The organism is Neobacillus sp. D3-1R, assembly GCF_052180215.1.
In the GTDB taxonomy this organism is placed as follows: Bacteria; Bacillota; Bacilli; order Bacillales; family Cytobacillaceae; genus Pseudoneobacillus.
Window position 1 is genome coordinate 1,954,764 of sequence record NZ_CP197471.1, and the last position, 13,559, is coordinate 1,968,322.

Sequence of the window (13,559 nt, forward strand, 5' to 3'; positions counted from 1 at the left end):
CCTTTTCCACTTACAGAACAATTATATCAAAATAAAAATAGGATGCCGAAGCATCCTATTTTTTATTTTAAAAATCTGCATTTCCTGGTGTACGAGGGAATGGGATGACATCGCGGATGTTCTTCATTCCTGTTAAGTACATGATAAGTCGTTCAAAGCCAATTCCATAGCCTGAATGTTTTGTACCACCGTATTTTCTAAGCTCGAGATACCACCAGTAATCTTCTACTGCCATACCAAGTTCTTTAATTCTATTTGCAAGGACTTCTTCTCTTTCCTCACGTTGGCTTCCCCCGATTAACTCGCCAATACCGGGAACCAATAGGTCAGTCGCAGCAACTGTCTTGCCGTCCTCATTTGCTCTCATATAAAATGCCTTAATTTCTTTGGGATAGTCTGTTACGAAGACAGGACGCTTGTAAACTTCCTCGCTAAGATAACGTTCATGTTCCGTTTGTAAATCCGTACCCCATTCAACAGGGTAGTCAAATTCCTTACCGGAGTTCTTTAATAATTCAACAGCTTCGGTATAAGTCACTCTTCCGAAATCGGATTCTAATGCATTCTTCAATCTTTCAATAAGTGTTTTATCAACAAAGCTATTAAAGAATTCCATTTCTTCAGGTGCTTGTTCAAAAACGTACTGAATGACATACTTCACCATGTCTTCTCCGAGGTCCATGATATCCGGTAATTCGGCAAAAGCAACTTCCGGCTCGATCATCCAGAATTCTGCGGCATGTCGTGCTGTATTTGAATTTTCTGCTCTAAACGTTGGACCAAAGGTATACACGTTACGGAATGCAAGAGCAAAGGTTTCAGCGTTTAATTGACCGCTAACGGTTAAGTTGGATTCTTTACCGAAGAAATCTGCATTGTCATCCACTTTTCCGTCTTCCGTTTTTGGAAGCTGGTTCAAATTCATGGATGTCACACGGAACATTTCCCCGGCACCTTCTGTATCGCTTCCAGTAATAATCGGTGTATGTACATTGACGAATCCTTTTTCTTGAAAGAATTTATGAATCGCATAAGATGCAAGAGATCTAATTCTGAAAACAGCTGAGAAAGTATTGGCTCTTGGACGTAAATGAGCGATGGTTCTTAAATATTCAAGAGAATGTCTCTTTTTTTGTAAAGGATAATCTGTATCTGATAATCCTTCAATCACAATTTTTGTCGCTTTAATTTCAAAAGGCTGTTTCATTTCAGGCGTTGGAACAAATTCTCCTTCTACTAAAACAGAAGAGCTAATAGGTAACTTCGCAATTTCTTTGAAGTTTTCAAGGGTATCCTCAAAAACGACTTGTACACTCTTAAAGAATGTTCCGTCGTTTAACTCCATAAATCCAATGGTTTTGGAATCGCGAAGAGTACGGATCCAACCTGAAATTTGAACCGTTTGGTCTTTAAAATTTTCTTGATTTCTGAATAAATCTTTTACTACAGTCTTAATCATAATAAGCCTCCTTATGGTAATTTTTCACAATAAAAAAAGCCTTCTATCCCAGAAAAAGGGACGAAAGACTAACTTCCGCGGTACCACCCAAATTGTCATCCTATGACCAACTTTAAAGCTACTTGCTTACCCCAGTCGATAACGTGCTGGTAACGTCTAAGCCTACTTAAGAAATCTCTTTCGGTTAGAACTCAAAGGTGTTCTTCATTCATGCATCATCACCAGGCTTCCACCATCCCCGGCTCGCTATTGAATATAGCAAAAACTACTTTCCTCATCAACGATTTAAAAATATGTAGATTTTTAAAAGGTATTTTTATTGTAATAATTTATCATATAACATAATCCTTTGTCTAGTTGCCCCTATAATAATTCACCTTAATTTCAAATTGTGCAGGTTTTTTAAAAAATTGTTTAATTTGGACTTTGTGCGAATGAATGAAAGGTGCATATATGCAGGTGTGATGTTAATAGTAGCGAATATATATCAATATGTAAAAATGGTTTGGTTTTATCCGATTGACAAGATCAGAAGAAGGTGGAGATGGGTCTGGATCAGATTGAATGTTTAACAGTCCAAGAATATATGGAAAAATTAGCAGCCCCTGATTTTCCGGGACCGGCAAGTGGCAGTGCTGCAGCAACCGTTGCGGCGATGGCAGCAGCATTGCTAGAAATGTCCTGTAAAGTGACCTTAAGAAAGGGTGGCGAAAATATACCGATATCCTTAAAACAAATAGAAGATGTTCGTAATCAGTGCCTGGCCCTTGCAACAGAAGACATGAAAACACTCTCAGAGGTAGTAAAGACATCAAAGTCAAAGGCGGATTTTCCGGATGAGTATGAAGAGGCAATGAAGAAGGCAACGGATACATTAGTTTCTGTTGTGAAAAATAGTGAAATCATTTTAACTGGAGTCGAACAATTCATTCATCTATCAAACAAAAGAGTGTTAGGGGAACTAGCTGGAAGTGCCAACATGGCAGAGTCTGCAGCTGCTTCGGCGAAATATGGGGTAAAAGTCAATCTCTCATTGATACAAGATGAATTCTATAAAGAGAATGCATGGGCTATTGTTCGTGAAAGCTTTCGAAATAGTACTGAAATGAAACAACGAATTGAAAGCATGATTAATAGATAATTAGTGAGATCGCAAAGCGGTCCCTATTAATTTGGTAATGTCTTGAAAAAGTAATGAAAGAAGGAAATTACAAATTTAGGAAGAAATAAACCATATTCCTCATATATATTAGATGCCAATGATAAAGTTAGTCGGAACAGAATGAAATTTTACCAAAACGCAAAGGTGAGGAGAATTCATTATGAAAGCAATGGTATACGATAAATACGGAACGACTAACGTTCTTAAGTTAAAAGATATAGAAATACCTACTCCTAAACAAAATGAGGTATTGGTAAAGATTCATGCTGTTTCTGTGAATTCCTGGGACTGGGACCTCCTTAGAGGTAAACCTTTTCTGGCTCGTCTTGGGGGTCTTCTAAAACCAAAATATAAAATCCTCGGTGCGGATATAGCTGGAAGGGTTGAAGCAATTGGTTGCGAAGTAAATGATATCTCCGTAGGGGATGAGGTATTTGGTGACATATCCTGGTGTGGTTGGGGTGGGTTTGCGGAATATGTAACGGTTCATGCAGAGGCATTGACGTTGAAGCCAGCCAGTATGACATTTGAAGAGGCTGCCGCGATCCCACAAGCGGGAGTTCTAGCTCTGCAAGGACTTCGTGATAAAGGACAGATTCAAGAAGGTAAAAGGGTCTTAATCAATGGTGCTGGTGGGGGTGTTGGGACCTTCGCCTTGCAAATGGCCAAATTATATGGGGCTGAAGTAACTTGTGTGGACAGTGAGAAAAAATTAGATATCCTTATGTCCATCGGTGCAGACCATGTAATTGATTACACTAAGGAAGACTTCACTCAAAGAGGCCAATTTTATGATTTGATTCTCGATGTTGTTGGAAATCGGTCTATCTTCGACTACAAGCGGGTACTTAATCCTAAAGGAACATATGTGATGATAGGAGGCTCCCTATCTCTAATCTTGCAACTATTGTTGTTGGGACCCATGATTGATAAGAAAGAAAGCAAGAAGATGGCTATTCTTGTACATAAACCAAACAAACATGACCAAAATTTTTTAAAAGAACTTTTTGTTGCTGGCAAACTTGTACCTATTATAGATAGAAGAAACTCGTTAAATCAGGTTGCAGAAGCTATTCGTTATCTAGGGGAAGGACACGCGAAAGGAAAGGTAGTTGTCTGCGTGGAAAAGGATCAGACTTAAACCATGATTTTGGAGAGTTTATTAAGTGCGGTACCTGTCCAAGCAAAGTGAACTTGTATACTTTTGTACTTTTACAAAAGGGGCCTTATCGTATGGAAGCCCCTTATCGTGTAAACGTAGAATAGTTAATCATTTAGAGGCTTTGCTATTTTCGATTCTAGATTTCATGTTTTTATTCTGTGATATTAAAACACTGCTGAAAATGGTCGTAGCCACAAGACTTAAAATGGAGAAAAATAGTAGAACTACAAAATTGTTATTACTCAAAAGTAATACCTCCCTAATATTGGTAGGTATAGTTTGCTTCAAAACTAAATCTTTATTCTAATTCATATGACGGTAATATTGGTTAAAGATGAACACTGATATTTTAAAAATGAAGAAATCGCTTATTCAATAAGTGGTCCAAGAGATAAACTTTAGGGATTATTTATATAAAGTGAGAAGGCTGTGAAGGGAATTGAGTGGTTATAAAGCAATGTTATTTGATTTAGATGATACCCTACTTAATAGGGATATGGCAGTAAATATAATATTTTTAAAGATTTTAGAAAAGTGTTATGAGGATGTTAAACATTCAGCTAGAAACGAAATGCTGCAAAAGTTCAAAGAATATGATAGAAGAGACTATGGTTATAGTGATAAAACAAACGTTTTGGAATCATTTTTTGATGAATTTCCCCCAAAATATCGATTGCCCCGCCATGACATTCAAGATTTTTGGAATCATCATTTTCCTCAGTGTTTTTCTATAGACTATAATATAATAACTATCTTACAAACCATTAAGAGGCATGTTAAAGTTGCGATCATAACAAATGGCTCAACTCAAAGACAAAAAGCTAAAATAATGAACACTAATTTAAATAGTTGTTTTGAATCAATCATTATTTCTGAAGAAGTGGGATGTAGTAAACCTGACAAACGCATATTTGAATTAGCATTAAATGTGCTCAATGTGCAAGCGGAAGACGCATTATTCGTAGGGGATGACTTAGAAAAGGATATTGCTGGTTGTCAAAATGCAAATATAAAGGGGATATGGTTCAATCCTCATATGATCAAGAATGACACCGAAATAAAACCTTATGCCGAAATCCATTCTTTTGATAGATTACTAGGTTATTTTACATACTAAATTTTAAAGGGAAGAGTAGAAATCAATTATAAATTTGGGGGAATGAGAAAAAAATGTCTAATAATGAAATGATAGGTTTGAAAAGTATTCCATTTAGAATGATTGAACAAAAAGAAGAGACAAATAGTATAGTTATTGTCTTACCTGGTGCAGGATATACCACACAAGCTCCATTGTTACACTTTACAACAGGGTTATTTTACAATAAAGGTTTTGATATATTACATATTAACTATACATTTACTAAGGAAGAAATGTCTGCTCTAAATGAAAGGAATTTCGCAAGAGATGTACAACTTGCCATCGCCAACGCCATTAAGGACAAGAAATACAGTCATTTTTATGTAGTGGCTAAATCAATCGGAACAAAAGCATTGAGTTATCTGCTCGATCATACCATGTTGAAAGAGGCAAAAGTAGTATGGTTAACTCCCGTTCTACAAAATGATGACGTATTTCATACAATGGTTAACAGTAATCATAAAGGACTTTGTATTTTTGGAGAAAAAGACAGTACTTGTTTTGTTGTGGAACGCTTTGAAAAATTAAAAAGTAATCAAAATCTGATATTAAAAGTGGTTGAGGGTGGAAATCACAATTTAGAGCTTGATAGAGATCCAATAAAATCTATTGAGTTATTAAAAAGAGTCATTTCTGATATTGATGAGTTTTAGAATTAATGCTTCGATTATGAAAATACTTATTCTCTTGTGACTAGATGAAGTCTAGAAACAGAAGATTGACATCACCTGCCACATTTTCTTAAACGAATTTATGGTTTTAAATTGGTTCAAGTTATTGAACGGGTAATTTTATAATATAGGAACATTTTTTATATAGGAGAATAACTTAAGGTATTAAGAAGTGAAATGGGTCTATTCCATAAGGACTGAAAAATATGACAAAAAAAACAGTAAAACATCGTGTAACTGTTAATCAAATTTGTGTAAATAACATTGATACAGCTTCTGGAATTTTTATCGGTACCAATTATGCAAATAATTGGTCCTCACACAGAAAGAGTAATCATGGTTTTGGCACAGTTAGTAATTCTCTAATTTGTTATAATCAAAGTTTTGTAATAGATAATGATTTAGTTGATACACCGATTAATAATAATTCAGTTTGTTTCATGGACCAGTGGCCAAATGTTATAAAAAATGATGTAGGTATAGGTGAAGTTAATATTAATGTTTTGGATGCAAGTTCTGCTTTATCGGTTGGTGAGAATGTATTAAATGGATGGAGTTCACACAGTAAACGAAATTCAGGTCAAGGAAGATCGGTAGGTGCATTTCAAAATTCCCAAAACACTAACCATGTTTATGATTCAGATGTAATAGATGCCCAAATCAATAATTACAGTGGATCTTAAATTTACCTCTAACCTTAAAGAGGAGGGATTTATTTGGCACTAGGTATTGTAGTTGGTGCTATAAATGTAAATTCTCAAAATACAAACTCAACAATTTCCGTAGGAGAAAACCAAATGCCGGGTTGGGCTGCACACAGGAAAATAAATAACGGAATAGGCGCACAAATGGGAATCTTTTTAACTACTGGGAATGGAGCTTTCATTTTAGACACAGATGCAATTGATGGTCAGATGAACAATGCAAATGTTTCCCCAAGCGCACAGAATCAAGCCTTATAACCTTTATTAACAAAAACTACAATTTACCCGTTTTAAGTTAATCCATTAATTCATGCTATTTGACTTGAAATTGGTAATAAACTCTAACACTTCATTTCTAAATTTATATTTTACTATTAAAACAGGTATCAAATTAATCATCATTGGTTAATGATACCTGTTTTTGTATATAAAAGCTTGAATGATAGTCACATTATTAACTATTTCCTCTTATATCTTAATTATTGCATGATGTCTTTATTTCAACATATATATATATATTGGTAGGATGAAAAATTAGGGATTTACATAAGTTTATGAATATACCAAGTAGAGTCTGCCAAAAGGGGGAGATACATATTGGGTAAACAGAAATTCCATTCTAATGTTAAAAAAATGTTAGGGAACAGTTTCTCAAGTCTTTTATCTGAAATATCTCCTTTCGTTTGTCCCAGAATGGATGTATTTAGTAACGGTGACACTTTCTTTATTTTAGCTGATATTGCTGGAATAAATCCGCAAAATCTCTCTGTAAAATTAAAGAAAAACATTTTGTATATTGAAGGTAACATTGAAGATGGGTATTTTAAAGAAAAATCAGAGATATTTCTTCTTGAACGATTTTATGGAACCTTTCAAAGAAAGGTGTTAGTTCCTAATAATTGTTTGTTAAATCGAATACAAACTGTTTATGAAAACGGTATTTTATTGATACTAATTCCTTGTGAAAAAAATAATCAAAACTAAAGGCTAAAATCTAAAAGTAATTTTGGAGGGAAGTCATGACTCTTATTAGATATGATCACTTAAAAATAAATAAAATATTTTCCTCATCGGGATTATTTGTTGGAACTAATATGCAGAATGGAAGAGTTAACACAAATATAATCAATGAGGGGTTCGGTTCCATTAAAGGGAAAAATAGTAAAGTGCAAAATAACAATAGCATTTTTCAAAGTAATAAAACCAGTCATTAGATATTTTGGATCTTTAAAAAGGATTTGAGTTGGATGAAAGCTGACGAACTAATTGAGGGAATTGAAAATTTAATAAAAAAAGTAAATTTTCTTGAGAAATCTTTGGAAGAAAACAATAAACCACCTATAAATATCCAAATAGACATTAAAGAGATTCATTTAAAAGAGTTAAACTTAGAAGAACTAGCTTTTTATCTTGGAAAACTAGATATAAAAGATTTAAGCGGAATGTTAAACCTGGGAAATACTATATCGCCAAATGTCCAAACAAAAATTAAAACAGGCGAGCAAAATTCCCAAGACGATTCCATATTAAATGAAAAAGAATTAAATGAAATCGAAGAAATTCAAGTGAAAGTTAATGGGAAGCATATGCCTTTTTCAATTCTTTAGGGAGAGGAGGTTTTATATTGAATAGATTTTCCCCATCTTTTTTTATAGGTTCGATTTCAATTGGAACAGTTGAAGGTGCATCTTGTGTAAATCTGGGAAACAATCTTCCAAGCGGTTTCACCAATTTCAAGAAACATAATCAAGGGTTCGGCAACATATCAGGTGATCATACAAATGTACATGATATATTAGCTTCTTTAGAAGAAAACGACTCCGATGATATGTTTCGTAATGAATTGGGTAATGAAACAGATTTTAGTGATATAAGCCAAATCGCCCAAGATCTAATGATGAACAATGATTTAGATATTAAAGAACAGAACCATTCTGAAAACGAAACTAATGGTTTTGAGAATGATTAGTTCTGTTCATTAGTAGGGCGGAGAAAACAGTAATAGAGTGGATGTTAAATAAGTACACAAACCACATTTCAAAGAGACAATGGCAAAGTGAAATCGGAGTTTAAACAACTTTACTCCATAATACTAGGAATAGATAGCACTATTACAGTCCCAATTCCTTCTTGGCTATTAATATAAATTTGCCCATTCATTTGCTCAATGACCTTAAAAACAACCATCATTCCTAGCCCAGTACCATTACTATCCATAGTAAAAAAAGGTTCACCTAATCTATCCATAATTTCCTTACTCATTCCTATCCCATTATCTTTAATATGAATAAGGCATTCATTATTCTTTAAGTAGCTATTAATCACAATTTCCCCACCGTTTGGCAATGCATCAATACTATTTTGGAGTATATTCACTAAAGTTTGAACAAATTTAGAATGGTTTCCTTTCACATAACCATTATCGAGAAGTTCATCTTTAATAATAATAGAACCTTGATCAGCAAGTGGACGGATAATGTTTAAGGCTTCATTAATCAATTTATTTACATGTATTTCTTGTAATGAATCTGGATAAGGACTTGCAAATGTGAGGTAATCTGAAACAACACGATTAATTTTATCTGTTTCATCTAAGACCAATTGATAGAAATCTTGTTTAGTATCAATTGGTAATGAGTCATCATCCTTAAGAAATTGAACCACACCTCTCACAGTAGTTAAAGGATTTTTGATTTCATGGTTAACGGATGCTGCTAAGTGACTGACTGTTTCAAGACGTACCGATTCGAAAATTTTCATGCGAATAAAGTAATTTTTACTAATGGCTTCAATTGAAAAACTAACTAAAATGATACCAAGTAAGTTTATCGTGACATATTCGATTAAAACATTGCTATCAATGGATTGATTGGCTATTTTTGAAATAATCCATAAAACTAATAAAGAGAATAAAAAATTAATACCTGCACTTAGGAGGACTTTTTTTAATTTAGCTAACTTAAAGTAGAATTCTCTAATGAATACACTACAAAAATATAGTAGAAAAGTAGTCAATACGGTACCAAATACCCCATTGCCCCCTTGAACTTGTCTGATAAATATCGTTTCAAATGATAGAAGGAGACCAACTATAGGACCCCCATATAGAGTTCCAAACCAAAGAGGAATTCTTCTTAAATCAAAATGGATCCTTTTTTCTTGATACTCAGAAAAAACCATGCATAACAAGATTGCAAGACCCGAAGTTATAAATACAGAATATTTTTTTATAAAGGTATTATTTGGTTTACTTTCTATCCATAATTGGTGAATAGTTAATGTACTTAAGATAATTAATAAATTAAGAATTAAATTACTTGCTCCACTAATCATCGTATTCTCCTAGTTATCTTATTTAAACAATTGAAACAAAACGTCTATAAACAGTAAAAAACCAAGAACATAACCGTTCAAGGTTGTTCTTGGAGAAATAAAGGAATGAAATTACCAAGTAGATTTGTCAATGAGTAATTTTTTCCAATCGAATAATTTATAGATTAACACTAAGTTTCTTATCTTTCAATAACCGAAATAAAAAAATGGGACTATTTTTCATATATGGATTTTGTATCGTAGACATTAGAGTGAGTTTTACTTTTATAATTATCTGAAGTTCGAATATGAATGGTTACCTTTATTTTTTTTAGGGAGTCCTTATTCAAATAAGAACCTCCAGCATTTACTTTGGAAAAATTTAAATAATCTTCTTTATAAAATCGGAACCAGGAAGTCCCAAGTCTAAATACATCTGAGTTTATTTCAATTCCTTTTAAATAAGTATTTTTTATCTCTTTATGAATTAACTTCTCGATTTTCTTTTTAATTTCTTTTTCAGAAAGATTATTTACATTTTCTAATATTTCTGCCGATCCCTTTACCTGAATTTCAAATAACGGTTGGGTTGGATCTTTGATATTAATGTTAAGATTGGATGTAGTCACTCTAACAACTGTTCGTTTCTGAGTATGTTCTTCAAGAATATATGTATTTTTCTTTTTTTCCTCATCCAACCATCTAATTCCCATGATTTCATGTAATGGTTGGTGACCTCGATATTTTTGATTTTCAAAAAAATAAGCACCATTTATTTGAACAAGTGGATATTTTTTATTATCTTGTTCCCATGACTTGCTAGAAACCTCTAAAGAGGGGAGGTAAGTTGCTCCTACTGGTTCGAAGTATTCAGATAGAAATTCTCTAAAACTTTTGGCTGATAGCACATAGGACTCGCCTTCCTCCTTCCATGGTTTTATGTATACCGCGAATGTTTGTGGATAGAAAAACAAGGCTTTGGTTTTAAAAATGTCATCTAATGAACTGTTGGTAGCGAACATATAAACAGAAAAACGAAAGAAATTACTTCTCCCTAAACTTTCATTAATTTCTTTAAATTTATGGGTGATCGCACTTTCAGTAAGGATAATGCTTTTAACATGTTGAAGAAACAAATCAGGTTGGCTATCTTCATATAATTTAGAAATGGCTTCTTCTACGGTTTTTCCTCTTCCTTCACCTATCCATTCTGGTGGTGGAGGAATGGATTTAGCGCCTTCTTGTTTTGCTACATTAGAGAAATCCAAGGCTAGGGCTTTAACAATGATTTCTTCCTTTGTATGATCATAATCAATTCCGAAAGCAGTAACATAAGTCAAATCTTGGATATTCTTCTGTCCATAACAGCCAGTCAGGAGAAGACTGGAAATAAATATGATTATGGTAGACCTAAATATCATATGTTAATCCTCCTGACGAGTTCTGTCTTCTGGAGAAGCTAAACTGCCTCTTGTTTTGTATGATTTCCATGGTTCTTTTAAAAAGGAACGCATGATATTTGATAAACGAAATGGGTAAGTCATCGACAAAAATGGAACCCCGATTGATGTTAAAGAAACAAGATAGGAAAGGATAAGCAAAAACCCTAATACTACTCCAAAAATCCCAAACATAGCGCCAAGGAAAAAGATGAAAAAGCGAAATAAGGTGACACTAGTTGAAAGGGTTTGATTTACCAAAGTAAATCCACTAATAAAAGTTAATGCACCTACGATGAGCATCGGAGGTGAAGTGATTCCAGCTCTAATAGCAGCGTCCCCAATAATCAGTCCACCTAATACAGAAACAGTTTGTCCTGCTCCCCGGGGTAATCTTAATCCAGCCTCATTGAATAATTCATATAATAAAAGCATTAATAACAATTCAAATGGACTTGAAAAAGGTATTCCATACCGATTTAAACTAACTGTTGCAACCAGTAAATAGGGGATTTGTTCAATATTATGTGTTGTGAGTGCAACCCATGTTCCGGGTAATAGCACAGAAATAAATAAAGAAAAAAACCTAAGTAATCTTTCAAATGAAACAAATACAAAATTCAAATTTGCATCTTCTGGTGATTTAAATAAGTTTGCAATTTGGACTGGGGCAATAGAAGCTGTCGGTTGCCCATCCATTAATAATAAGAACTTACCTTGATTTAAACAATCAACTGCAAAATCTGGTCTTCCAGTAGTATCGAAAGTTGGGATTAGTGTGTAAGGTTGATCCGAAATCACTGCTTCAATTTGTTGAATACTACTTACTATATCTAATTCAATTTTTTTCAGTTTACTTTGAATGGTAGAGAGTAAATCCTTATTAATAATATCGTTCACTTATAATACTGCTATGGCGGTATTACTTCTTTTACCTAAAATGTACTTTTCGACTTTAAGTTCATTTGATTTTAATCGTTTTCGAATTAGCGCAATATTACTGCCCAAATCTTCAATAAACCCGTCCCTTGGTCCACGAATGGATGGCTCAGTAGCTGGTTCTTCCGGTGTCCGTTTTGGGATACTATTTGCGGAGGCTGCAAATATCACGTCACGAATGTATATTAAAATATATCCATTTAAGATTTTTAACTGAATTTCTTCTTCCTTAGAGCTTGTTATGTCTTCTAATTGTATTTCTTTCATTAGACACTCATTAAAGTTTTCTGTATTTAGAGAAAGATTGTCCAACTTAGGCAAGATGTATTTATCAATAAATGATGGATCAATTAAATGTTCTGCATATATTAGGGTAATGGGGAATTCATTGATCAGTATTTTTTTAAATACAATATCTTCACAATGAATAAATGACTTTTGTAGATGTTGGATTATATTAAGATTGTCCATCTGTTTATGGTTCCATTTCTTCTGCATTTTGTGAATGATCCTTTCTATTCTTGATAAGCACTAAAAAAAACAGAATAATTGAAAGGGAAAAAATAGTAACCAAGCTTATTGGCAAGAAATAATTGTAAAGAATCCAACGTAGCTGGTATCCACTGATGGGGATTAATGCCACAAAGAGTAAAAATAAATAAAGAATAGACAGGACTTTCGCTCTATTCTTTTTGTTGATAAAGTTTGAAATCATATACATAAAAAGGCTAATTCTAAACAATGCACCACTTAACCACTGAAACATAGCTAAGAAGTCCATTCTAGAAATAAAATCTCCCAACTGTAATAACTTCCATTCCTCATATGCTGGATATCCCAAATTAGACGAAACTACTGGTCCAAACTCCATGATTGATGCAGATAGTGGTCCTAAAGTTAATCCAACTAATATCAAACCAAGAAGAACGATATGTTTCATCTTATATGCACTTTCTAAGTGATTTTGCACCAATAAGACAAAAAATATCTCTATAAGTCCAGAAAAGGAATAAAGGGTTCCTTTTATCATGGGCTTATAACCGTTTAGAAATAATGGGAATAAATATTCCCAATTTTTATGTTTGAAATTTACACTCATAATAAAAAATCCTAAAAATACAACAATTGGTAGTACAAGGGTTGCCAAAAGGGTTAATTGCTTAAATGTTCTAGTGGATAACCAAAAACAAGAGAGAATGAATAGTAAAAGAATAATTAAGAACGGTGTTTCAGGTAAAAAATACGTTTTGGCCCAAATGGAAGTATCTACAAGAGTAATATAAGTATTGGAAAATAAAATTAGGATTATTGGAACATAAAATAATAATAGGGTAAAATTCCCATACTTATCTTTTAACCATGTCAATAGGTTTTTATTTTTTATATTTTTGGAAATATAAAAAATGAGAAATAAGTAAAGTGTGTAAGGAAAAATAACACAAACAACACTCATCCATGCATCTCTTCCTGCAGCTTCTAATAAGGCTGGAATAATAATGACATGATTTAATAATCCAGTCGAAAGAATAAAAAGAAAGACAACTTCTTTTGCCCTCGTTTTGTTCAAAACCTT

General features: G+C 33.3%; 13 protein-coding genes, 1 pseudogene and 1 other annotated feature. Of the genes and pseudogenes, 9 read left to right on the plus strand and 5 right to left on the minus strand.

Annotated elements, in window-relative coordinates; genetic code table 11:
• Positions 1–67: 67 nt before the first annotated feature.
• Complete coding sequence (asnS, locus tag ACSBPO_RS09965; protein WP_442599897.1) at positions 68–1,459, minus strand: asparagine--tRNA ligase; 1,392 nt, start codon at positions 1,457–1,459, stop codon at positions 68–70.
• Between the two features lie 53 nt (positions 1,460–1,512).
• Positions 1,513–1,749 (minus strand) — a binding site (T-box leader).
• A gap of 254 nt (positions 1,750–2,003) precedes the next feature.
• Between asnS and ACSBPO_RS09970 the strand changes: the two genes are divergently transcribed.
• From ACSBPO_RS09970 to ACSBPO_RS10010, 9 genes are all read left to right on the plus strand, one after another.
• A complete protein-coding gene (locus tag ACSBPO_RS09970) occupies positions 2,004–2,600 on the plus strand; it encodes a cyclodeaminase/cyclohydrolase family protein (RefSeq protein WP_442599898.1) in 597 nt (198 codons plus the stop codon).
• A 181-nt stretch (positions 2,601–2,781) separates the two neighbouring features.
• Positions 2,782–3,762 carry an NAD(P)-dependent alcohol dehydrogenase gene (locus ACSBPO_RS09975; RefSeq protein ID WP_442599899.1) on the plus strand — a complete coding sequence of 327 codons (981 nt, stop codon included), beginning with the start codon at positions 2,782–2,784 and terminating at the stop codon, positions 3,760–3,762.
• Between the two features lie 478 nt (positions 3,763–4,240).
• The gene (locus tag ACSBPO_RS09980) at positions 4,241–4,900 is read left to right on the plus strand and encodes an HAD family hydrolase (RefSeq protein ID WP_442600342.1); all 660 of its coding nucleotides are present in this window, start codon (positions 4,241–4,243) and stop codon (positions 4,898–4,900) included.
• 53 nt (positions 4,901–4,953) lie between these two features.
• On the plus strand, positions 4,954–5,574 hold the full coding sequence (locus tag ACSBPO_RS09985; protein WP_442599900.1) for an alpha/beta hydrolase: 621 nt from the start codon (positions 4,954–4,956) through the stop codon (positions 5,572–5,574).
• A 224-nt stretch (positions 5,575–5,798) separates the two neighbouring features.
• A complete protein-coding gene (locus ACSBPO_RS09990; protein WP_442599901.1) occupies positions 5,799–6,275 on the plus strand; it encodes a hypothetical protein in 477 nt (158 codons plus the stop codon).
• A gap of 33 nt (positions 6,276–6,308) precedes the next feature.
• A complete protein-coding gene (locus tag ACSBPO_RS09995; RefSeq protein WP_442599902.1) occupies positions 6,309–6,554 on the plus strand; it encodes a hypothetical protein in 246 nt (81 codons plus the stop codon).
• 339 nt (positions 6,555–6,893) lie between these two features.
• Positions 6,894–7,280 (plus strand): Hsp20/alpha crystallin family protein, encoded by a 387-nt coding sequence (locus ACSBPO_RS10000; RefSeq protein WP_442599903.1) that lies wholly within the window; start codon positions 6,894–6,896, stop codon positions 7,278–7,280.
• A gap of 263 nt (positions 7,281–7,543) precedes the next feature.
• Positions 7,544–7,903 carry a hypothetical protein gene (locus ACSBPO_RS10005; RefSeq protein ID WP_442599904.1) on the plus strand — a complete coding sequence of 120 codons (360 nt, stop codon included), beginning with the start codon at positions 7,544–7,546 and terminating at the stop codon, positions 7,901–7,903.
• Between the two features lie 17 nt (positions 7,904–7,920).
• Positions 7,921–8,265, plus strand: a complete 345-nt coding sequence (locus ACSBPO_RS10010) for a hypothetical protein (RefSeq protein ID WP_442599905.1) — start codon at positions 7,921–7,923, stop codon at positions 8,263–8,265.
• 110 nt (positions 8,266–8,375) lie between these two features.
• Here ACSBPO_RS10010 and ACSBPO_RS10015 read toward each other — a convergent pair whose 3' ends face one another.
• From ACSBPO_RS10015 to ACSBPO_RS10030, 4 genes and pseudogenes are all read right to left on the minus strand, one after another.
• Positions 8,376–9,629 carry an ATP-binding protein gene (locus ACSBPO_RS10015; RefSeq protein WP_442599906.1) on the minus strand — a complete coding sequence of 418 codons (1,254 nt, stop codon included), beginning with the start codon at positions 9,627–9,629 and terminating at the stop codon, positions 8,376–8,378.
• A gap of 212 nt (positions 9,630–9,841) precedes the next feature.
• Positions 9,842–11,029 (minus strand): Ger(x)C family spore germination protein, encoded by a 1,188-nt coding sequence (locus ACSBPO_RS10020; RefSeq protein WP_442599907.1) that lies wholly within the window; start codon positions 11,027–11,029, stop codon positions 9,842–9,844.
• A 3-nt stretch (positions 11,030–11,032) separates the two neighbouring features.
• Positions 11,033–12,484, minus strand: a pseudogene (locus ACSBPO_RS10025) (spore germination protein).
• Complete coding sequence (locus tag ACSBPO_RS10030) at positions 12,462–13,553, minus strand: endospore germination permease (RefSeq protein ID WP_442599908.1); 1,092 nt, start codon at positions 13,551–13,553, stop codon at positions 12,462–12,464. The pseudogene ACSBPO_RS10025 and the gene ACSBPO_RS10030 overlap by 23 nt, the downstream one beginning before the upstream one ends.
• Positions 13,554–13,559: the final 6 nt, after the last annotated feature.

Coding starts and splice junctions, on each gene's coding strand:
- ACSBPO_RS10005 (WP_442599904.1), top strand. CDS start 7,544: ATGAAAGCTGACGAACTAATTGAGGGAATTGAAAATTTAATAAAAAAA.
- ACSBPO_RS09990 (WP_442599901.1), top strand. CDS start 5,799: ATGACAAAAAAAACAGTAAAACATCGTGTAACTGTTAATCAAATTTGT.
- ACSBPO_RS09970 (WP_442599898.1), top strand. CDS start 2,004: ATGGGTCTGGATCAGATTGAATGTTTAACAGTCCAAGAATATATGGAA.
- ACSBPO_RS09985 (WP_442599900.1), top strand. CDS start 4,954: ATGTCTAATAATGAAATGATAGGTTTGAAAAGTATTCCATTTAGAATG.
- ACSBPO_RS10015 (WP_442599906.1), bottom strand. CDS start 9,629: ATGATTAGTGGAGCAAGTAATTTAATTCTTAATTTATTAATTATCTTA.
- ACSBPO_RS09980 (WP_442600342.1), top strand. CDS start 4,241: ATGTTATTTGATTTAGATGATACCCTACTTAATAGGGATATGGCAGTA.
- asnS (WP_442599897.1), bottom strand. CDS start 1,459: ATGATTAAGACTGTAGTAAAAGATTTATTCAGAAATCAAGAAAATTTT.
- ACSBPO_RS10020 (WP_442599907.1), bottom strand. CDS start 11,029: ATGATATTTAGGTCTACCATAATCATATTTATTTCCAGTCTTCTCCTG.
- ACSBPO_RS09975 (WP_442599899.1), top strand. CDS start 2,782: ATGAAAGCAATGGTATACGATAAATACGGAACGACTAACGTTCTTAAG.